Origin of the sequence: Micromonospora sagamiensis (assembly GCF_014680085.1) — a bacterium.
GTDB lineage: Bacteria > Actinomycetota > Actinomycetes > Mycobacteriales > Micromonosporaceae > Micromonospora > Micromonospora inyonensis.
Map to the genome: position 1 here is coordinate 4,126,296 of NZ_AP023438.1, position 21,300 is coordinate 4,147,595.

Genomic DNA, 21,300 nt, shown 5'->3' on the forward strand with positions numbered 1-21,300 from the left:
TGGACTAGAGGTTGGTGATTGCTGCGCCGGCCGCCACCAGGATCGTGAGGTGCCCGACGTACCACAGCAGGGGGCGCCTCCCGACGGCTTCACACCAGCGCGGAATGGCGATGGCGTGACGCAACAGGGCGCTGTCCGATATGCGATTGAGGACTACGCCCAGAGCGATGAAGGCCGCCGCCTCGCCCGGCTGGTAGCCGTCCCAAGCAATGGGGAGGTTCCGCAACTGCAGGATACCGAGTCCGGCGGCCTCGACGGGGTAGCGCGCAATCAACGGGAAGAACGGCAGGAGGGTTAGCCAGACAGCCAGGATTTCGGGGGTGACGAGCCCGACCTCGACTTGGTTGAGCAGCAGGTTGAGTAACGCGGCGGCAACGAGGATCTGCAGGATGCGCTTCCGCGAGGGATAGCCGCGGCGGGCCAGGAGTAGGCCAGAGAGGATCATGAACAGGGGCATGGAGAGCCGCGTCAACGTGAGGCGGATCGCCTCCATCCAAGGCTCGGATGCCACGTTGGCCAGGACGACGACCAAGACGTGGTCGATGACCATGAGGATGATCGCCAGGCCGCGAAGTCGATCGAGACCGCTGTCACGCTGCTGGGCGGTGACCTCTAGCATGCCGTCGGACGCCTCAGCCTCACGTGAAGGCTCGGGTGTCCTCTCGAGCGCATCATGTGCCTCGCTCTGGCGCCGCACGGGCATACTTTAGCCGGTCCGCCCTCCGGGAGCGGGCGCGCGGATTTCGACGTACGGCTCGTGCGACGGAACGTTCCCCAGCGTGAGCTAGCTTTGGTCGGGTGACTGCGCCTTCCCAGGTACCTCCGGTTCCCCCGGCCGATCTGCCCGGCACGCTCGGCGAGCTGCGCGCGGCCGGACACCAGCACCGTACGGTCAAGCAGGAACTCCGCGACAACCTCCTCGCCCGGATGCGGACGGGCGGCGACCGCTTCCCCGGCATCGTCGGGTACGACGACACCGTGCTGCCCGAGGTCGAGCGGGCGCTGCTCGCCGGGCACGACCTGGTGCTGCTCGGTGAGCGGGGCCAGGGTAAGACCCGGCTGATCCGGAGCCTCGCCGCGCTGCTCGACGAGTGGACGCCGGTGATCCCCGGCTCGGTGCTCAACGAGCACCCGATGCACCCGCTCACCCCGACGTCCCGGGCGGCGGTCGCCGAGGCCGGCGACGACCTGCCGATCGGCTGGCTGCACCGCTCGATGCGGTACGGCGAGAAGCTCGCCACCCCGGACACCAGCGTCGGCGACCTGATCGGCGACGTCGACCCGATCCGGATCGCCGAGGGGCGCTCGCTCGGTGATCCGGAGACCATCCACTTCGGGCTGGTGCCCCGGACCAACCGGGGCATCTTCGCCGTCAACGAGCTGCCCGACCTGGCCGAGCGGATCCAGGTGGCGCTGCTCAACGTGCTGGAGGAGCGGGACATCCAGGTGCGCGGCTACCAGCTCCGGCTGCCGCTGGACCTGCTCCTGGTGGCCAGCGCCAACCCGGAGGACTACACCAACCGGGGGCGGATCATCACTCCGCTCAAGGACCGCTTCGGCGCGGAGATCCGTACCCACTATCCGCTGGACCTGGACCTGGAGCTGGCCCTGATCCGGCAGGAGGCGCAGCTCGTCGCCGAGGTGCCGGAGCACGTGCTGGAGGTGCTGGCCCGGTTCGCCCGGGCGGTGCGCGAGTCGCCCTCGGTCGACCAGCGCTCCGGGGTCTCCGCCCGGTTCGCCATCGCCGCCGCCGAGACGGTGGCCGCTGCCGCCCTGCGCCGCGCCGGCCTGCTCGCCGCCTCCGCCCCGGGCTCGTCTGAGGTGTTTGCAGGGGCCCCCTCCTCATCAAAAAGCGGTAACAGGGGACCCCTCCTTCCACCCCAGCCACCCCGGCCAGCAGCCCTGCCGACCCAGCCGGTGGCTCGTGTCGGGGACGCGGCGTCGGTGGTGAGCACGCTGCGGGGCAAGGTGGAGTTCGAGAGCGGCGAGGACGGCCGGGAGGCGGAGATCCTCGCCCACCTGCTGCGCACCGCCACCGCCGAGACGTTCCGCGCCCGGCTGGCCGGGATCGACCTGTCCGGCTTCACCGCGCTGGTCGCCGACGACGCGGTCATCGAGACCGGTGAGCTGGTGGGGGCGACGGAACTGCTGGCCCAGGTGGGCGCCATCCCAGGGCTGGCGAAGGTGCTGGACCGGCTCGGCCTGGGCGACGCGCCCACCCCGGACGAGGCCGCCGCCGGGGTCGAGTTCGTGCTGGAGGGGCTGCACCTGACCCGTCGGCTCGGCAAGGACGTCACCGACGACGGTCGGACCCGCTACGGCGGCCAGGGCTGAGCCCGGACATGGCTGGCAACCGGTTCCGGTACGGGCAGTGGCGGGGCGGGCCCGACCCGCTCGCGCCCCCGTACGACGTACGGGCGGCGGTCGACCAGGTCGGCGCGGAGGTGCTGGCCGGCGGGAGCCTGCGCGAGGCGTTGCGGAACCTGCTGCGCCGGGGCCCGCAGGAGCGGCGCGGCCTGGACGACCTGGCCGCCCGGGCGCGCCGGCTGCGGCGCGAGGCGCTGCGCCGGGGTGACCTGGACGGAGCGGTGACCCGGGCCCGGGCCCTGCTCGACCAGGCGCTCGCCGCCGAGCGGGACGAGTTGCGCGGGCGGGACGGCGACGACGCCCGGTTCGCCGAGGCGATGCTGGACAACCTGCCCCGGTCCACCGCCCGCGCGGTGGAGGAGCTGGCGGCGTACGACTGGGCCAGCGACGAGGCGCGGCAGACGTACCAGCGGATCCTCGACGGGCTGCGCGGCGAGGTGCTGGAGCAGCGCTTCGCCGGGCTGCGGGACGCCGCGCGGGCCGCCGCCGACCCACGGGTGCAGCAGCAGCTCGCCGAGATGATGCGTGATCTCAACGACCTGCTGGCCCGGCACGCCCGCGCGGAGGACACCACCGACGCGTTCGCCGAGTTCATGCGCCGGCACGGCGACTTCTTCCCGGAACAGCCGCGCGACGTCGACGAGCTGGTCGACGTGCTGGCCCGGCGGTCGGCGGCGGGGGAACGGCTGCTGCGCTCGCTGTCGGACCGGCAGCGCGAGGAGCTGGCCGGGTTGATGCGGCAGTCCCTCGGTGACCGCCTCTCCGGTGAGCTGGCCGCGCTCGACGCCAACCTGCGGGCGCTGCGCCCCGATCTGGGCTGGTCGCGGGGCGAGCGGGTCCGGGGCGACCAGCCGTTGGGTTACGGCGAGGCGGCCGCCGCGCTCGGCGAGATCGGCGAGCTGGACGACCTGCTCGACCAACTCGGCCAGGAGCATCCGGGGGCGACCCTGGACGACGTCGACGTGGAGGCGGTCGCCCGCACCCTCGGGCGGGACGCCGCGGACGACGTACGCCGACTGCGGGAGCTGGAGCGGGAACTGCGCCGGCAGGGTTGGGTGAGCCGGACCCCGGACGGCATGACGTTCAGTCCGAAGGCGCTGCGCCGGCTCGCCGGCACCGCGCTGCGCCGGGTCTTCGCCGACCTGACCGCCGGGCCGCGCGGCCAGCACGACCTGCGGTCCGCCGGGGCGGCCGGCGAGGTCAGCGGGGCGTCGCGACCCTGGCAGTACGGCGACGAGCAGCCGCTCGACGTGGTGCGGACCCTCACCCGGGCGGTCCACCGGGCCGGGCCGACGGTGCCGGTGCGGCTCGCGGTCGAGGACTTCGAGGTGATGGAGACCGAGCGGCGGGCCTCGGCGGCCGTGGCGCTCTGCGTCGACCTCTCCTTCTCGATGGTCTCCGAGGGGCGCTGGGGGCCGATGAAGCAGACCGCGCTGGCCCTGTCCCACCTGGTCGCCACCCGGTTCCCGCAGGACGCCCTCCAGATCGTCGGCTTCGGGCGGGCGGCGCTGCCGTTGAGTCAACAGGAGCTGGCGGCGGTCGAACCGGACATGGTCCAGGGCACCAACCTCCAGCACGCGCTGCGGCTGGCCGGACGGCACCTGCGCCGGCATCCCGGGGCGGAACCGGTGGTGCTGGTGGTCACCGACGGCGAACCGACCGCCCACCTGGACCCGGACGACGGCGAGCCGGTCTTCCACTGGCCGCCGCTGCGCGAGACCGTCGAGGCCACGATCCGGGAGGTGGACCGGCTGACCCGGTACGGGGCGACGTTGAACATCTTCATGCTCGGCGAGGATCCGGGGCTGCGCCGGTTCATGGACGCGGTGGCCCGCCGTTCGAAGGGGCGGCTGTTCACCCCGGACACCGACGACCTCGGCGAGTACGTGGTCTCCGACTATCTGCGCGCCCGCCGGGGTCGCCGCTGACCGTGTCCGGGGCCGACCTACCGGCGCTGACCGTCCCCGGCCGCCGCGGACCGGCGAATCGCCGTGCCGCCGCACCGTCGACGCCTACGCTGGGCGGATGGAGACCGCGGAGCTGCGCCGGACGTACGACGTCCTGCTCGCCGAGGTCGAGACAGGCGGATTCGGGCCGCCCGGGGACGGCGGACTGAGCGCCGAGCAGATCGTGGCCCACCTGGCCGTCAACGACGAGCTGCTGAGCGAGGCGACCGAGGCGGTGCTCGCCGGCTCGACGTACGCCTACTATGACCTGGAGGACATCCACCGCCCGCAGCTCGACGCGATGGTCGTCCAGCACGGCGGCCTGGCCGGGCTGACCACCCTGTTCCGGGAGACCAGCCGGCGGCTCTGCGCGCTGGCCGACCAGCTCGGCCCGGCGGCGCAGACGCTGGTCGAGACCCACCTGCGGGAGGGGTTCGAGCTGCGGGTGGACGAGGCGCTGCCCTGGGGCCGGACCCTCGACCTGCACGGCCGGGTGCACCTGCCGCTGCACCTGGCGCAGCTCCGTGCCCTGCGCACCCGGTGACTGACCCGGGGCTGTTCCCGAGGACCGCGTGGGCTGCCTGTCGGTTCGCCCCGACCGTGTGGGCTGCCCGTCGGTTCGCCCCGACCGCGCCGGCCGGCCGCCGTCCTCCGACGGTCGGGCCGGCCGGCCGCGTCGTCACTCGACGACGGTGACGTCCTTCCAGAAGGCCACCCGGTCGCGGACCATCTCCGCCTCCGGCTTCGGGTCCGGGTAGTACCAAACGGCGTCGGCGCTGGTCCGGCCGTCGTGTTCCAGGCTGAGGTACGAGGCGGTGCCCTTCCAGGGGCAGCGGGTGTGGGTTGCGGAATCGCGGACGACGTCCTGGCGCAGCGCGGCCCGGGGGAAGTAGTGGTTGCCCTCGACCACCACCGTGTCGTCGCTCTCGGCGATCACCAGGTCGTTCCAGACGGCTTTCGGCATGCGTCCAGGCTATGCCCCGCCGGTCGCCCGAGCCATCGCGTGCCGAGCCCTGCTCACGGTTCACGCGCCCGGGAGGCGGGCCGACCGGCCGATCAGGGAGGACAAAAAGCAAAGGCAAGGAGGTGATTCGCTCCTTGCCACTCTCAACATATATCGCACCGGGGGCCTTGCCACAAGACCCGGGTCGTACCGCAGGCTGGCCGAATTCCTTTTCCTCGAATGGGAGCTTCATGATTGACGTGATCGTGGTCGGCGCTGGTCCGACCGGGTTGATGCTGGCCAGTGAACTGCGGCTGCACGGCGTGCACGCGCTCGTGGTGGAGAGGGAGGCGGAGCCGCCCCGCAATGTCCGCGCGCTCGGACTGCACGTACGCAGTATCGAGGTGATGGACCAACGTGGTCTGCTGGAGCGGTTCCTCGCGCACGGCCAGCAGCACCCGGTCGGCGGTTTCTTCGCCGGCATCGTCAAGCCCTCGCCCGAACTGGACACCGCGCACGGCTACGTCCTCGGCATCCCGCAGCCCGTCACCGACCGCCTGCTGGCCGAGCGCGCCAGCGAACTCGGTGCCGAGATCCGGCGCGGCTGCGAGCTGGTCGGGCTGCGCCAGGACGACCACGGGGTGACCGTCGAGCTGGCCGACGGCACGCGGTTGCGCTCGCGCTACCTCGTCGGCTGCGACGGCGGTCGCAGCACGGTCCGCAGGCTGCTCGGCGTCGGCTTCCCCGGCGAGCCCGCCAGGGTCGAGTGGCTGCTGGGCGAGATGGAGGTGACCGCGTCACCGGAGACGGTGGCCGCCGTGGTCGCCGAGGTCCGCGAGACCCACAAGGGGTTCGGCCTCGGGCCCTTCGGGGAAGGGGTGTACCGCGTCGTCGTGCCCGCAGCGGGGGTGACCGAGGACCGCTCGGTCCCGCCGACCATCGAGGACGTCCGGCACCAGTTGCGGGTGTACGCCGGCACCGACTTCGGAGTGCACTCACCGCGCTGGCTGTCCCGCTTCGGCGACGCCACCCGGCTCGCCGAGCGCTACCGCGTCGGCCGGGTGCTGCTGGCTGGCGACGCGGCGCACGTCCACCCACCGATGGGCGGGCAGGGGCTCAACCTCGGTATCCAGGACGCGTTCAACCTCGGCTGGAAACTGGCCGCCGAGGTCAACGGCTGGGCACCGGACGGGCTGCTGGACAGCTACCACACCGAACGGCATCCGGTGGCCGCCGACGTGCTGGACAACACCCGCGCACAGGCCCTGTTGATATCCGCCGAACCGGGCCCGCAGGCGGTGCGCCGGCTGCTGTCGGAACTGATGGACTTCGAGGACGTCAACCGGTACCTGATCGAGAAGGTCACCGCGCTCGGGGTCCGTTACGACTTCGGCGAGGGGCACGAGCTGCTCGGCCGGCGGATGCGGGACGTGCGGCTGAAGCGCGGGCGCCTCTACGAGCTGACGCACGGCGGCCGCGGGCTGCTGCTCGACCGGACCGGCCGGCTCTCGGTGGCGGGCTGGGCGGACCGGGTCGACCACGTCGTCGACGACAGCGAGGAACTGGGCGTGCCCGCCGTGCTGCTGCGGCCGGACGGCCACGTGGCCTGGGTCGGCGACGACCAGGCGGATCTCCTCGCCCAGCTGCCACGGTGGTTCGGCGCCGCCGTCGGCTGAACGCGGTCGTGGCCCGAAAGGGTGCCGGACCTGGGAAAACCCATCGTGGACAACCAGCGGCACGGCCGTGACGGGCGTAGGGTGACGACGTGTGTGCGTTGCGTGTGGAGAGGGCCGGTGGCCTGCGGGAACAGTCCGGTGACCGGCACGGCCGGGCGGTCGGGGCGCTCCGCCGGTCGTACGCGGCGGTGCCGGCCGGCGAGCCGGTCCGGCTGGCCAAGCGGACCTCCAACCTGTTCCGTCCCCGGGCGGCCACCGCGTCCCCCGGGCTGGACGTCGGCGGCCTGACCGGGGTGCTCGGGGTCGACCCGGTGGCCCGCACCGCCGACGTGCAGGGCATGTGCACCTACGAGGACCTGGTCGCGGTCACCCTGCCGCACGGGCTGATGCCACTGGTGGTGCCGCAGTTGCGCACCATCACCCTGGGCGGGGCGGTGACCGGCCTCGGCATCGAGTCGACCTCCTTCCGCAACGGCCTGCCGCACGAGTCGGTGGTCGAGATGGACGTCCTCACCGGTGCGGGGGACCTGCTCACCGCCGGCCCGGACGGCCCGTACGCCGACCTCTTCGCGGCCTTCCCGAACTCGCTGGGCAGCCTCGGTTACGCCACCCGGCTGCGGATCGGGCTGCAACCGGTGCGCCGGTACGTCGCCCTGCGCAACGTCCGCTTCACCGACCTGGACGCGCTGGTCGACGCGATCGGCACGGTGACCGCCACCCGGGCCTGGGCCGGCCGCCCGGTCGACGCGATGGACGGGGTGATGTTCGCCCCGGACGAGGCGTACCTGGTGCTCGCCACCTTCACCGACGACGCGCGCCCGGCCGGCGACGGGCATCCGGTGGGCGGGGCCGGCCCGCTCGGCGGCGGACGGCCGGGCGGTGGCCGGGGTGGGCCGGCCAGCGACTACACCGGCCGGGAGATCTACTACCGGTCGCTGCGCCGGCGGGACCGTGACCTGCTGACCATCCACGACTACCTCTGGCGCTGGGACACCGACTGGTTCTGGTGCTCCCGGGCGTTCGGCGCACAGCATCCGGTGGTGCGCCGGCTCTGGCCGGCCCGCTGGCGGCGCAGCGACGTCTACCACCGCCTGGTCCGGCTGGAGCACCGGTACGGCGTCGCCGCCCGGGTGGACCGCTGGCGAGGTCGGCCGCCCCGTGAGCGGGTGGTGCAGGACGTGGAGATCCCGCTCGCCGGCACCGCCGACTTCCTGCGCTGGTTCGCCCGCGAGGTGGGCATGTCGCCGGTCTGGCTCTGCCCGCTGCGGCTGCGCGAGCCGGCCGGGCCGGGCTCGGCCCGGGTCTGGCCGCTGTACCCGCTGCGCCCCGGCGAGACGTACGTCAACGTCGGCTTCTGGGGCACCGTGCCGATCACTGGGGGTGCCGCCGACGGTGACGTCAACCGGGCCGTGGAGCGGGCGGTGACCCGGGCCGGCGGGCACAAGTCCCTCTACTCCGACGCGTACTACGACCGGACGGAGTTCGACCGGCTCTACGGCGGGGCCGCGTACCGCGCCGTCAAGGACCGCTACGACCCGCAACACCGGCTCACCGGACTCTACGAGAAGGCGGTGGCACGACAGTGAGCCTGATCGACCGTGAACAGGGGACGGTGGACGTCCCCTCCGTACCGCCGGCACGTCGCCGGCCGTCCGGGCCGACCGTGGCCGACGTCGTCCGTGCCGTCACCGCCGGGCCCCTGCCGGTGCGGATCACCGGGTACGACGGCAGCGCCGTGGGCCCGGCCGACGCCGGGATCACCCTGGCGATCCGCTCCGAGCGCGGGCTGTCGTACCTGTTGACCGCCCCGGGTGACCTGGGCATGGCCCGGGCGTACGTCAGCGGTGACCTGGCCCTCGGCGGCGTGCACCCCGGCGACCCGTACGAGGCGTTGCGGGTGCTCAAGGACGAGCTGACGCTTCGCCCACCGTCGCTGGCCGAGGGGCTGGCCCTGGTGCGCGGGCTGGGCTGGGAGCGGCTGCGCCCGCCGCCGCCCCCGCCGCAGGAGGCCGTGCCGCGCTGGCGGCGGGTGGTCAACGGGCTGCGGCACTCCCGCTTCCGGGACAGCTGCGCGGTCTCGCACCACTACGACGTCTCCAACGCCTTCTACGAGATGGTGCTCGGCGCGTCAATGACGTACACCTGCGCGCTGTTCCGCGACCCGGAGGACACCCTGGAGCAGGCCCAGGCGGCCAAGTACGACCTGGTCGCCGGCAAGCTGGCACTCCGGCCGGGGATGCGTCTGCTCGACGTGGGCTGCGGCTGGGGCGGCATGGTCCGGCACGCGGCCCGCGAGTACGGCGTCCGGGCGACCGGGGTGACCCTGTCGAAGGCCCAGGCCGCGTGGGCGCGGGCGGCGATCGAGCGGGAGGGGCTGGGCGCGCTGGCCGAGGTGCGGCACCTGGACTACCGGGACGCCCCGGCCGGGCCCTTCGACGCGATCTCCTCGATCGGGCTGACCGAGCACGTCGGGGTGCGCAACTACCCGGCGTACTTCGGTGCGCTGCGGCAGCGGCTGCGTCCCGGCGGACGGCTGCTCAACCACTGCATCACCCGGGCGGACAACCGGGCCCCGCACCGCTCCGGCGCGTTCATCGACCGGTACGTCTTCCCGGACGGCGAGTTGGCCGGTCCGGGGCGGCTGATCGGCGAGATCCACGACGCCGGGCTGGAGGTGCGGCACGAGGAGAACCTGCGCCGGCACTACGCGCTGACCCTGGCCGCCTGGTGCCGCAACCTGGTGGCGCGCTGGGACGCCTGCGTGGCGGAGGTCGGTGCGGGGACCGCCCGGGTGTGGGGGCTCTACCTGGCCGGTTCCCGGCTGGCGTTCGAGCGCAACGAGATCCAGTTGCACCAGGTGCTGGGGACCCGGAACGGTCCCGGCGGGGCGGACGACTACCCGTTGCGTCCCGACTGGACGCCCTGACGCACCCGACGCGGGCGGCCCACCTCGGCCGCCCGCGTCGCCAACCCGATTGACAAGATCAGTTTTTACGTACAAGCTCGTTTTTGCCATGAGAGACGTCCTGTACCTCGAAGAGATCACCCAGGCCGAGACCCTGCTCAAGCCGCAGCGGGTCGAGGTGCTGCGGCAGCTCGCCGAACCGCGCACCTGCACCGAGGTCGCCACCCGGCTCGGGCAGACCCCGCAGCGGGTCTACTACCACGTCAAGCAGCTGGTCGCGGCCGGGCTGGCCGAGCAGGTGTCCGAGCGTCGGGTGCGCGGCATCAGCGAGGGCATCTACCGGGCCGCCGCCCGGTCGTACTGGCTCTCGCCCCGCCTCGTCGGCCGGCTCGGCGGCCTGCGCCGGGCCCGCGACGAGTTGAGCCTCGGCCACCTGCTCGACCTGATGGAGGAGGTCCAGGCCGACGTGGCGGCGCTCGACCGCTCCGCCCCCGAGCTGCCCAGCATCGGGGTGTCCGGGGAGATCCGGGTGCCCGCCGAGCGCCGGCAGGAGTTCCTCGCCGACCTGCGGAGCACCCTCCAGGACCTGTTCACCCGGTACGGCGGCGCCGAGGGCGACGCCTTCAAGCTCGCCGTCGCCTGCTATCCCAAGGGAGAAGAAGACCGTGACTGAACCGATGACCATCCGGGCCCGCCTCGCCGCGCCGGTGAAGGCCGTCCACCACGCCCTCACCGATCCGGCCGAACTGCGCGTCTGGTTGACCGAGCACGCCGAGGTCGAGCTGCCGCACCGGTACGCGTTCTGGGGCCGGCACACCCCCGAGGGCGACGCCCCGCACCAGCGGCTGCTGCACGCCGACGACCACGACCTGCGGTTCACCTGGCTGCTCGACGGCGAGGAGACCACCACCACGATCAACCTGGCCGAGGACGGCCCGGACGCGACGGTCCTCACCCTCACCCAGACCCACTTCGACTTCGCCGACGTGATCAACGGCACCAGCATCCGGGGCGTGCTCGAGACCTGGTGGTCGCTGGGCATCGCCAACCTCGCCGCCCACCTGGAGGGGCGGGCACTGCTGCCGAAGGTCGACTTCACCTCCACCGACCTGCGCGGCGATCTGCTCATCGACGCGCCGACGGACGCGGTCTACACCTCGCTCACCGACTCCGACCAGGCGAGCGCCTGGTTCGGGTACCCGATCGGCATCGAGCCCTGGGTCGGCGGCCGGTACGCCATGGGCGGCTTCGAGTCCGGGCATGCGGCGAAGGTCGTCGACCTGGAACCGGGACGGCGGATCTCGGTCGACTGGGGACCGGCCGGCGTCACCACCTGGGAGCTGTCCGAGTCCGCCGGCCGGACCCGGCTCACCTTCGTGCAGAGCGGTTTCGACGAGCAGAACCCGCCGTACGCCGCCTGGGGCGGCTCCGTCTCGGGCCTCGCGGAACTCCGTCGCTACCACGAGATGCCCGACTGGCGACCGATCTGGCTCTGACCCGTTAGCGACCGACCGATCGGGGTACTGCCGGGCGATGTTCCTCATCTTCGGACTCCGTACCTCGGTCCGCCGGTCGGGTGTGGTCGCCATGGTCTGCCCCAACTGCGGCAACCACGCCGCCCAGGTGATCACCAAGCGGTCGACGAGGTTCAGCGTGTTCTTCGTCCCGCTCATCCCGATCCGCACCCGCTACGTGCGGCAGTGCTCGTTCTGCGGCGCGGAGTACGTCGTACCGAAGCACGAGGCGCGGCACCTCCCGGTCGGCTGAGATGACCCGCTTCCTCTGCTGGCTGATCGGCCGTCCCCTGGAGACGCCCGACGGGCCCCCCACCCACACGGCGTCCCGGCCACCCTGCACGCCCGGCCGGCGGCGGCGACGCCGCCGCCGGCCGTCCGCCGGGGCGCGACTGCCCCGCTCCCCCCGGAACCGGTCCACCGGCCGCTGACCGTTCCCGCCGCCCACGAGCACTCCCACCGCCGCCACGCTGCCCGCTGCCTGCTGCCCCGCTGAGGTGTTTGCAGGGGCCCCCTCCTCGACAAAATGCGGTAGCAGGGGACCCCTGCTACCACCCAACCCCGCGCGCCCGACGCCGGGCGCGGAGCGCGACGCCCCGGTGCCGGTGCGGGCGGGTGGGGAGCGGAGCGCCTATCGTGGCCTGTCGTGACGAGCACCGAGCAGCGACTGGCCGCCATCCGGGGCGACGTGCCGGCCCGCCGGCACAACGCGCGGACGATCGCCGCGCTGACCGGCAACCCGGGCTGCGCCCGGCGGGCCGTGCTGGACGGCGCCGGGGTGGACAAGCCCCGGCTGGCGGAGCGGATCGGCTTCCCCACCCGGTTCGGGCAGTCCCGGTTCGCCATCAGCCGGGGCAACGCGTTCGAGGCACAGGTCAAGGCCGACGGCGGCGCGGAACTGCTGCGGCTGGTCGCCGAGCGGCTCGGGGTGCCGCCGGGCGGACCGGCGACCTGGACCGACCTGAACGCCGACGACCTCACACAGCGGCACGAGCGGTCGCGGGACCTGCTGACCGCCGCCGCCGCCGACCCGTCACCCGCCCTGTTCGACCACCCGCTGCTCAGTCTGGACGTCGCCGGAGCACGGGTCTACCTGGAACCCGACCTGGTCGCCGCCCGGCTCGCCGGCCGCTACCACGTCGTGGAGATCAAGTCGTTCCCGGTGGTCGACGGCCAGGCCGACCCGGGCAAGGTGGCCGCCGCCGCGATCCAGTCCGCCGTCTACGTGCTGGCCCTGCGCGAGCTGCTCGCCGCCGCCGGGCACGACCCGGAGCTGGTCTCCGCCGACGTGGTGCTGGTCTGCCCGCGCGACTTCGCCAACCAGCCGGTGGCGAGCCTGGTCGACGTACGCCGGCAACTGCTGGTGCTGCGCCGGCAGCTGACCCGGATGGCCCGGCTCGACGCGCTGCTGGCCGCCGTACCGGAGGACTTCACCGTCGACCCGACCGCCGAGCCGGAGGCCCTGGTCGCGGCGCTGCGCACCGTCGAGGCGCACTACGCTCCGGAGTGCCTGGCCGCCTGTGAGCTGGCGTTCTTCTGCCGCCACGAGGCGCGCGGACACACCGCGGCGCTGGGCCGACCGGTCCGCGAGGCGCTCGGCGGGGTGGCGAGCGTGGCCGAGGCGCTGGCGCTCGCCGACGGCGACCACCCCGGGACACCGGACCAGGCGGAGGCCGCCGCGCTGCTGCGGGCCGCGGCCCGGCTGCGGGCCGAGGCCCTGGCCGGGGCACCCACGTGAGTACGCTGCGCGCCCTCGCCCGCGCCCGCGCGCTCGCCACCGGGCGGGCCGAGCCGGTCGCCACCGTCCGGCACCTGCACCTGAGCGCCCGACCGCTGGTGCTCGTGCCGCTGGCCATGGCGGGCGAGGCGAACGCCCCCCTCGCGGCGCTGGTCGGCACCGCCCACGACGACCCCCGGCTGCTGGTCGTGCCGCAACCCCGCAACCGGGACCAGCGCTTCGCCTTCGCCGCCGAGCTGGCCGGGATCGTGCTGCCCTGGATCGACGGGCACCGGGGCGCGACCGAGGACGTCCCGGTCGACCGGGGCCGGGACGTGCGCCAGCGGTACGTCGACGCGCCCCAGCTGGTGGTGCCGAACCCGGCCGGTGTGACGTTCCTGCGCCTGTTCGGGCGGGCCACCCGGTTCCGCCGCGCCGACGGTGAGTACCCGGTGCACCCGGCGGTGCCGCTGCTCGGCCGCTGGCTGACCTTCTTCGCCGACCGCGCCGAGCATCCGGGCTCATCGGCGCTGCTGGCGCTGACCGAGGCGCTGACCCTGCACTGGGCGACCGGGCAGAGCGTGCTGGAGGACCTGCACCTGCCGGCGCTGCTCGGCTGGATCGACCCGCCGCCGGGGCTCACCGGGGCACAGGCCGCCGCCCGCGCCGAGGACCCGGCCGTCTGCCCGCCCGCCGGCCCGGCCACCGACCCGGAGTTCGACAACGCCCGGCTGTACCCGGCGATCGAGGCGTACGCGGCGGCCGGCGACGACCCGGACGCCCGCCGGGCGGCGTACGCGGAACTGGCGGAGCTGCTGCGCGGCCAGCTCGCGCCGACCTGGGACCTGATGTGGCGCGGACTGGCGCTGCTGTACGCCCTGCCGCCCGGCGCGCGGGTCGCCGGCCGCTGGGACGGCGACCGGGACGCGTTCACCGCCTTCGCCGAGCACGTCGACGCGGGCGGGGCGCCGCAACCCCGCCGGGACGGGGCGGTGGCCGCGGCGCAGAAGCTGCACCGGCTGGAACGGGCGCTGACCGCGTACGCCGTCCAGCGCGCCTACGACGACCCGCTGGTGATGGCCGAGCACCGGCTGACCGGGGAGGCGTTCGTCGGTGACGTCACCCTGGCCGACCCGACCCGGGTGGACGACAGCGGCAAACGCCCGGTGCTGCGTCCCCGGATCCAGGTGGTCACCGACGAGCCGGTGCCGATGCCGGTCGGCGCGACCCTCTGGTCGCCGGCCCGGCCCGGCCAGAAGGCGAAGGTGGTCTTCGTCAACCCGGTGGGGGAGTCGAAGACCGAGGTGGTGCTGGAGCTGTCCGGCGGGATGGGGCGCGGGCTGACCCCGCCGCCGGGGACGGTCCCCGAGGTCGGGGAGCGGCTCTGCTACACCACCCTGTCGGACGCGTTCCTGCCGGCCGGGGCGTTCCCGACGGTCGAGGAGACCCCGTGGACGCACGGCGGTCCGCCGCCGACCGCCGTCGACCCGGACGCCGTGGAGCCGGAGGCCGTCGACCGCCCGGACGACGCGGCCGCCGCCGAGGAGTGGGACTGACCGGGGCCGACCGCCGTGAGGCATCCCAAACCGGTCGACAGGGCAGGTCCGGGGCACGCCGACTGAGCAGGGGGTCAGTCCGAGTGGTAGCGGGGGCGCGGAGCGCTGGCTAGGCTTTGCTCGTTCGCCACCCGTGACCGGTACGCGCCGTCCAGCGTGGACTCAGGAGAGAGAGCCGGAGCGAATCGCCGTGCCGCCGCAGGAGGTGAACCGGGACACCGTCGGGTCGACCGGTTCGACCCGTACGTCGCCCGGGTCGTTCGGCCCCGGGTGGATCGGCCTGGCCGTCGCCGTGGCGGTCGTCCTCGTCGAGGCGTTCTGGCTCGCCGCCCGACTACCCGCCGCCGCGCTCGTCGCCGACCTCGGCGCGTTCGCGGTGGCCGGCTGGGCCGCCGTCGCCTGCGCCGGGGTGGCCCGTCGCCACCCGCCGTCGCTGCGCCGCTTCTGGACCCTCCTCGCGGTCACCATGGCCCTGTCCGCCGTCTCCCGGGCCCTGTGGGCGCTGGGCCGCATCGGCAGCGGGGAGACCCCGCACACCCCGCTGGTCGGGCTGGTCTTCCTCACCGGGATCGTCCTCGGCACGGTGGCCATCCTGTCCAGCCCCTGCGCGCCGCACAGCACCGTCGGCCGGGGCCGCGCCGTGCTCGACGGGGTGATCGTCGGGTTGTCCCTGGTGCCGATCGGCTGGGTGGTGGTCTTCCAGGACGTCGCCGCCGCCCAACTCACCCAGCCCGACCACGCCCTCGCCCTGGTCTATCCGATGTTCGACCTGGTGCAGCTGACCATCCTGGCGGCGGTGGCCGGGTCGTCCCGCGCCATGTGGCGGCCGCTGACCGTGCTCGGCGGCAGCCTCGCCGTCCGGGCCGTCGCCGACATCGGCTACGTCTGGCTGCTCGCGCACGGCAGCTACGTCCCCGGGCACCTGGTCGACCTGGGCTGGCCGCTGACCTGCCTGCTGGTCGGCGTGGCCACCCGGTACGCGCCGCCGGCCGACGGCGCGGACACCGACGAGACCATCGTCCCGCCGGTGCCGCCCTGGTGGCGGGTCGCCCTGCCGTACCTGCCGGTGGGCGGGGCGATCGTCGCGGTGCTGCTGGCCCGCCGGCCCACCGGACAGACCCCGCCGCTGATCCTGGTCAGCGTGCTCGGCCTGCTGGCCGTCCTGGCCCTGCGGCAGGGGCTCGCCGCCAACGAGAACCTGCGGCTGGTCGCCCAGCTCCGCCAACTCGCCTACGCCGACCAGCTCACCGGCCTGCCGAACCGGCTGATGTTCACCCGCCGGCTGCGCCGGGCGATCCGGGAGGACTCACCGGTCTCCGTCCTGCTGCTCGACCTGGACGGCTTCAAGCAGGTCAACGACCGGTTCGGCCACGCCACCGGGGACGCGTTGCTGGTCAGCATCGCCGACCGGATGCGCGACGCGGTCGACGGCGACGGCACGGTGGCCCGCCTCGGCGGGGACGAGTTCGCCGTCCTGGTCGACGCGGACCGGCCGGTGTCCCCGGAACGGCTGGCCGAGCGGCTGCTCACCGCGCTGCGCCCGGCCGACGACGAGGAGGACGTCGGCACCCACCCGTCGGCCAGCATCGGCATCGCCGAGTACGGCCCCCAGCACGCCACCCACAGCGACCTGCTCCGCGACGCCGACATCGCGATGTACGCGGCGAAGGCGGCCGGCAAGTCCGCGTACCGGATCTGCACCCCGGCGTTGCGCGAGTCGGCGGTGAGCCGGGCCGAGCTGATCGCCGACCTGCGTCGGGCGGTCGACGAGGGTCAGCTCGAACTGGAGTTCCAGCCGATCGTCGACCTGCGGACCGGCGTGGTCCGCAGCGCCGAGGCGCTGGTGCGCTGGCGGCACCCCCGGCTCGGGATGCTGTCCCCGGGCCGGTTCCTGCCGCTGGCCGAGGAGACCGGCCTGATCCTCCCCATCGACCGCTGGGTGATCCACGAGGCGTGCCGGGCCGCCGCCGTCTGGCGACACGGTGCCCCGGACGCGACGATCGCGGTGAACATCGCCGCCGCCCACCTGCGCCGTCCCGACCTGATCGCCACGGTCACCGGGGCCACCGCCGCCGCCGGGCTGGCCCCGCGCGCGTTGACCCTGGAACTGACCGAGTCGGCGCTGATCGAGGGGAGCGAGGCGGTGCTGGACCGGCTTCGTCAACTCCGTGAGCTGGGCATCCGGATCGCCATCGACGACTTCGGCACCGGCTACTCCTCGCTGAGCTACCTGCACCGGATCCCGGCCACCGAGCTGAAGATCGACCGGTCGTTCGTGGCCCGGCTGGACCACGACGCGCGGGCGTACGCGACGGTCAACATGGTCAGCAACCTCGCCGACGCGTTCGACCTGCGTGTCGTCGCGGAGGGTGTGGAGACCGACCGCCAGCACGACGCGGTCGCCGCGATCGGCTGCGCCCAGGGGCAGGGCTACCTCTACGGCAAGCCGGGCAGCCTCGCCGACCTGCGCGCGGCGTTCACCGGGTCCTGAGTTTCCGCTCAGCTCGGGGCCCACCCGGCCGTCGTCCCCGGGGCGGCAGGGCCGAAGGTCCCGGTTCGGTCGGGGAGTTTCGGCCCTGTCTCCCGCCGTGCGGGAGGCACGACTATGTACTAGTAATCGATACGTAGACAGACCACTGCACCAGCGACCCGGGGAGAATCACATGAAGCGCCGGACCCTCGACATCCTCTTCAGCATCGGTGGCCTCGGACTGGCCGTCCTCCTGCTCGTCGTCGGCATCGTGCTGACCGCCAACGCCAACTTCGCCAACGACTACGTACGCGACCAGTTGAGCGAGCAGAATATCCGGTTCGCCCCGGCCGAGAGCCTCAGCGAGGAGGAGAAGAAGGCCGACTGCCTCGTCGAGAACGCCGGCAAGCTGATGACCACCGGCAAGCAGGCCGAGTGCTACGCCAACGAGTACATCGGATCGCACCTGAAGTCCATCGCCGGCGGCCAGACCTACGCCGCCCTCGGCGGGCCGGAGCGCGAGATCCAGGGCAAGATCGAGGCGGCTCGGGCGGCCAACGACCCGGCCCTGCCGGAGCTGGAGAAGCAGCTCGCCCAGATCAAGGGCCAGCGGGACACCGTCTTCAAGGGCGAGACGCTGCGCGGCCTGCTGCTCACCTCGTACGGCTTCAGCGAGTTCGGCGTCAAGGCCCAGCAGGGCGCGCTGGCCATGTACCTCGGCTCGGGCCTGCTGTTCCTGCTCTCGATCGCCGGCTTCGTGCACGCCGCCCGTACCCCGGAGAACGAGGCGTTCGCCGCCCCGAAGCGCGACCGCGCCACCGTCTGACCCGCCGGCCCCCGAGCCGTACGCCCCCGGCCACCCGCCGGGGGCGTTTCCCTGTCCGCTCCCGGTCGCCGAACCCCGCCTCCCCACCCGGGCCAGGGCTGGGTGGGCAGGCGGCGGGCTGGATGGAAGCAGGGGTCCCCTGCTACCGCTTTTTGTCGAGGAAGGGCCCCCTGCAACCACCCCCCAGCAGCCGCGCAGAATCGCGCTTGACCCTCACGTGGCGGGAGGCGGGAACGTGGTTCCGCAGAAGGAGGAACCATGACGCACACGGTGGGAGAGGTCGCCCGGCTGGCCCGGGTGACCGTGCGGACGCTGCACCACTACGACGAGGTCGGGCTGCTCTCGCCGACCGGGCGCACCCCGGCCGGGTACCGCCGCTACGACGACGCGGACCTGGAGCGGCTCCAGCAGATCCTCTTCTACCGCGAGCTGGGGTTCCCGCTGGAAGAGATCGCCAGGATCCTCGACGACCCGGGTGTCGACCCGGCGGCGCACCTGCGGCGACAGCACGAGCTGCTCACCGTACGGATCAAGCGTCTGGAGGAGATGGTCACGGCGATCGAGTTCGCGATGGAGGCGAAGAAGATGAACATCCGACTCACGCCCGAGGAGCGGTTCGAGGTCTTCGGGGACTTCGACCCCGACGCCCACGCCGAGGAGGCGGAGCAGCGTTGGGGCGGCAGCGAGGCGTACCGGGAGTCGACCCGGCGCACCGCCGGCTACGCCAAGGCCGACTGGCTGCGCATCAAGGACGAGACCGAGGACTGGGGACGGCGGATCGTCGCGGTGATGGAGTCCGGCGCCCCGGCGGACGGCCCGGAGGCGATGGAGTTGGCCGAGGAGCACCGGGCGCACATCAGCCGCTGGTTCTACGAGTGCGGCTACGAGATCCACACCGGGCTGGCCGACATGTACCTCGCCGACCCCCGGTTCACCGCCCACTACGAGGCGATCAGGCCGGGGCTGACCGCGTACCTGCATGAGGCGATCCACGCCAACGCGATCATCCGGGCGTGACGGGCTCTCCGTGTCGGGCGTCAGCCTGACGACGATCGTGGTCCCGAGGATGCCCGACGGCCCCGTGCCGCCGGGCATCCGTACGGTGCCGGTCGGTCAGCAGCCGGGGCCGAAGCTGATACGGACCAGACGGGTGGCCCAGGTCCCCCCGACGAAGTACTGCTGGGCGAGCAGCGCGGTCCGGCCGGCCGGGCAGCTGGCGCTGGCGGCGACCGGGTCGACGTGGACGCTGGAGTAGTCACCGAAGCGGGTGTTGCTGATGGTGTTCGAGCCGACGACCAGGGTGACGTCGGTGTTGGTGAGGGCGGGCACGCCCGCTCCGGGTTGCACCCCGTTGAACGTCATGGACGTGTTACGGCAGGTGGTGGCTCCGGTGTCGGTGTAGGCCCAGTTCAGCCAGACGTTGAACGCGTTCGGCGCGATCTCGGAAGCGCCGAGGGACGGGTTGAAGTCGTCGCTGGTGCCGCTGTGGAACGCGTTGGCGACGGTGGCGGTGTTGGTGGAGGTACTGATGGCTCCGTACCGGACGCCGGGGTATCCGGCGATGTCGGTGCCGTGGGTGAACCAGATGAACGGTGAGTTCGCCGCCTGCACCGGCGCCCAGGCTATGCGTCCGTCGAGGGGGTCGAGGGTGGTGGCGGTGCCACACTGGTTGACCCGCCGGCTGGGGCTGGCGTAGGCGGACGCCACGGTGGCCTGGAGGACCAGCGTGGTGCCGGGGCCGGCACTGTTGCTCATCCGGTAGAGCCGGTACCCGGTGCCGGGGACACCGGCCACGTAGTAGGTGTTCGCGGTGGCGGCGATGGGAATGCCGACCACGGTGACCGGTGCGGTGGAGAAGGCGACCGGGAAGGCCGGGAAACTGACCGCCGCGCCCGCGTACACCAGCGCCTTGGACACCGACCAAGCGGTGGAGTTGACGTACCCCGGATTGAAGTTGTTGGTGGAGGACAGGATCGCGGTCCGGTCCTGGCCCAGGTACGGGTAGTCCAACAGCGTCCCCAGCGGGAACAGTGCGCCGCTGAAGGTCAGGGTGTAGACGAAGTAGCCGCCGCAGGCGTTGCCGCTGGTGCTCGCGGCCAGGAACAGTCGTGGAGCCGTGCCGGCCGTGCCGGTGGTGGTGGCGATGATGATGAACCGGTTGTTCAGGTTGTCGTAGAGGGTGCGTGGGTCGAACACATTGGTGGTGCCGAGGCCGAGCCACCCCGCCAGGGTGTTGGTGCACTGCTGCACGCCGGCCTTGTCGAACACGGTGACCCGCCGGTTCACCGTCTCCAGGATCTGCGTCGGTCCGACGCTGGCGTTGACGTCGGAGGGCTGGGCGCCACCACCGCCGGCCTGGTTGATGCCGGCGAAGTTGGAGTTGATGGTGCGCGGGGACGGGGCACGCGGCAGGCCGGATCCGCCGGTGTTCGGACCGTCCGGGACGCGGGCACTCGTGGTCGTGGCGGACGGCTTGGCCGCCGTGCTGACGCGGACGGGCAGGGTGTCGCCGGTGGGCCTGCCGTCGACCCCCCTGGTCGGGTGGTCCCCGGTCGTGGCTGCTTGGCGGGCTGGTGGATTGGCGCGCTGGTCGATGAGCCTCGGCGAGGCGTGGCCGCGACCGGCGGCGGCGACCGCTACCTCCGCCGAGCCGGTGGTGGGTGGGCTCGCGGCGGCCACCTCGATGCCGACGAGCAGGCTGGCCAACAGGATTCCGCATCCGGTAACCGCCATGGCGTCCCGTATTCTTTTCACTTTTCCTCATCTCGGGTGGTAAAGAAACGATCAGTAGGAGCCTCCTGGCTGAGAACATTCCAGGCGTCGATGCTCTGCCATATAGAACTGTCGGATCCTGGCGGGCTGGCCAATTTGCGCTTGGTGCGCAACCGTCATATTCGTACTGGTGAAAATATGTCGCGTACGAGTGGCCGTTTCCCCGTCGGGGATAACCACGACGCATACTTCGGGAGAGGCGGACCGGGTGACCCCGGGTCTGACCGCCCGGATACGGGGATGCCGCATCCGTTACGGCGTAGGGCACTGCTGTCGGTGGGGGACGCTAGCCTGGCGGACGAACCCGATCCGAGGGAGTGGCCGTGCTCATCATCGCCGGGACGCTGCACGTCGACCCCGCCGCGCGGGACGAGTACCTGGCCGGGTGTCGCTTGGTGGTCGACGCCGCGCGGGCGGCGGTCGGCTGCCTCGACTTCGCGCTGACGGCCGACCTGCTCGACCCTGGCCGGATCAACGTCTACGAACGGTGGGCCTCCGACGAGCAGCTCCTCGCGTTCCGGGACAGCGGGCCCAGCGACGAGCAGACCGTGGCGATCCGCGACGCCTCAGTCCACAAGTACCGCATCTCCGCCGTCGAAGCCCCCTGA

18 protein-coding genes are annotated in these 21,300 nt (G+C 73.0%); 15 read left to right on the plus strand and 3 right to left on the minus strand.

Features of this window, described 5'->3' with window-relative positions:
* Positions 1 to 4: 4 nt before the first annotated feature.
* Positions 5 to 697 (minus strand): acyltransferase family protein, encoded by a 693-nt coding sequence (locus IGA62_RS18175; protein WP_186500022.1) that lies wholly within the window; start codon positions 695 to 697, stop codon positions 5 to 7.
* Positions 698 to 798: 101 nt separating this feature from the next.
* Between IGA62_RS18175 and IGA62_RS18180 the strand changes: the two genes are divergently transcribed.
* From IGA62_RS18180 to IGA62_RS18190, 3 genes are all read left to right on the plus strand, one after another.
* Complete coding sequence (locus IGA62_RS18180) at positions 799 to 2,334, plus strand: sigma 54-interacting transcriptional regulator (protein WP_145819634.1); 1,536 nt, start codon at positions 799 to 801, stop codon at positions 2,332 to 2,334.
* A gap of 8 nt (positions 2,335 to 2,342) precedes the next feature.
* On the plus strand, positions 2,343 to 4,295 hold the full coding sequence (locus IGA62_RS18185; RefSeq protein WP_145819633.1) for a vWA domain-containing protein: 1,953 nt from the start codon (positions 2,343 to 2,345) through the stop codon (positions 4,293 to 4,295).
* 97 nt (positions 4,296 to 4,392) lie between these two features.
* Positions 4,393 to 4,857, plus strand: coding sequence for a hypothetical protein (locus IGA62_RS18190; protein ID WP_145819632.1), 465 nt, complete (start codon positions 4,393 to 4,395; stop codon positions 4,855 to 4,857).
* A 135-nt stretch (positions 4,858 to 4,992) separates the two neighbouring features.
* On the opposite strand, the gene IGA62_RS18195 is transcribed toward IGA62_RS18190, so the two are convergent.
* A complete protein-coding gene (locus IGA62_RS18195) occupies positions 4,993 to 5,277 on the minus strand; it encodes a DUF427 domain-containing protein (protein ID WP_145819631.1) in 285 nt (94 codons plus the stop codon).
* Between the two features lie 230 nt (positions 5,278 to 5,507).
* Here IGA62_RS18195 and rox point away from each other — a divergent pair, with 230 nt between their 5' ends.
* The 11 genes from rox to IGA62_RS18250 all read left to right on the plus strand — a co-directional run bounded on the left by rox (position 5,508) and on the right by IGA62_RS18250 (position 18,937).
* Complete coding sequence (gene rox, locus IGA62_RS18200) at positions 5,508 to 6,932, plus strand: rifampin monooxygenase (protein ID WP_145819630.1); 1,425 nt, start codon at positions 5,508 to 5,510, stop codon at positions 6,930 to 6,932.
* A gap of 122 nt (positions 6,933 to 7,054) precedes the next feature.
* The gene (locus tag IGA62_RS18205; protein ID WP_145822153.1) at positions 7,055 to 8,518 is read left to right on the plus strand and encodes an FAD-binding oxidoreductase; all 1,464 of its coding nucleotides are present in this window, start codon (positions 7,055 to 7,057) and stop codon (positions 8,516 to 8,518) included.
* Entirely contained in the window at positions 8,515 to 9,858 is a 1,344-nt protein-coding gene (locus IGA62_RS18210) for a class I SAM-dependent methyltransferase (RefSeq protein WP_145819629.1), read from the plus strand. The genes IGA62_RS18205 and IGA62_RS18210 overlap by 4 nt, the downstream gene beginning before the upstream one ends.
* Before the next feature lie 88 nt (positions 9,859 to 9,946).
* Positions 9,947 to 10,510 carry a winged helix-turn-helix domain-containing protein gene (locus IGA62_RS18215; protein ID WP_145819628.1) on the plus strand — a complete coding sequence of 188 codons (564 nt, stop codon included), beginning with the start codon at positions 9,947 to 9,949 and terminating at the stop codon, positions 10,508 to 10,510.
* Positions 10,503 to 11,333, plus strand: coding sequence for an SRPBCC family protein (locus IGA62_RS18220; protein WP_145819627.1), 831 nt, complete (start codon positions 10,503 to 10,505; stop codon positions 11,331 to 11,333). The genes IGA62_RS18215 and IGA62_RS18220 overlap by 8 nt, the downstream gene beginning before the upstream one ends.
* A gap of 37 nt (positions 11,334 to 11,370) precedes the next feature.
* The gene (locus tag IGA62_RS18225) at positions 11,371 to 11,604 is read left to right on the plus strand and encodes a zinc-ribbon domain-containing protein (RefSeq protein WP_145819626.1); all 234 of its coding nucleotides are present in this window, start codon (positions 11,371 to 11,373) and stop codon (positions 11,602 to 11,604) included.
* Between the two features lie 393 nt (positions 11,605 to 11,997).
* Positions 11,998 to 13,089, plus strand: a complete 1,092-nt coding sequence (locus tag IGA62_RS18230; RefSeq protein ID WP_145819625.1) for a hypothetical protein — start codon at positions 11,998 to 12,000, stop codon at positions 13,087 to 13,089.
* Positions 13,086 to 14,624: a hypothetical protein gene (locus IGA62_RS18235; RefSeq protein WP_145819624.1), complete on the plus strand. Its 1,539-nt coding sequence runs from the start codon at positions 13,086 to 13,088 to the stop codon at positions 14,622 to 14,624. The genes IGA62_RS18230 and IGA62_RS18235 overlap by 4 nt, the downstream gene beginning before the upstream one ends.
* Positions 14,625 to 14,814: 190 nt before the next feature.
* Positions 14,815 to 17,115, plus strand: a complete 2,301-nt coding sequence (locus IGA62_RS18240; protein WP_232624685.1) for a putative bifunctional diguanylate cyclase/phosphodiesterase — start codon at positions 14,815 to 14,817, stop codon at positions 17,113 to 17,115.
* A gap of 172 nt (positions 17,116 to 17,287) precedes the next feature.
* A complete protein-coding gene (locus IGA62_RS18245; RefSeq protein WP_145819623.1) occupies positions 17,288 to 17,920 on the plus strand; it encodes a hypothetical protein in 633 nt (210 codons plus the stop codon).
* A gap of 258 nt (positions 17,921 to 18,178) precedes the next feature.
* Entirely contained in the window at positions 18,179 to 18,937 is a 759-nt protein-coding gene (locus tag IGA62_RS18250; RefSeq protein WP_145819622.1) for a MerR family transcriptional regulator, read from the plus strand.
* 96 nt (positions 18,938 to 19,033) lie between these two features.
* Here the strand turns inward: IGA62_RS18250 and IGA62_RS18255 are convergent, their stop codons facing one another.
* Positions 19,034 to 20,653 carry a hypothetical protein gene (locus IGA62_RS18255; RefSeq protein WP_145819621.1) on the minus strand — a complete coding sequence of 540 codons (1,620 nt, stop codon included), beginning with the start codon at positions 20,651 to 20,653 and terminating at the stop codon, positions 19,034 to 19,036.
* A gap of 362 nt (positions 20,654 to 21,015) precedes the next feature.
* On the opposite strand from IGA62_RS18255, the gene IGA62_RS18260 reads away from it, so the two are divergent.
* The gene (locus IGA62_RS18260) at positions 21,016 to 21,300 is read left to right on the plus strand and encodes a putative quinol monooxygenase (protein WP_145819620.1); all 285 of its coding nucleotides are present in this window, start codon (positions 21,016 to 21,018) and stop codon (positions 21,298 to 21,300) included.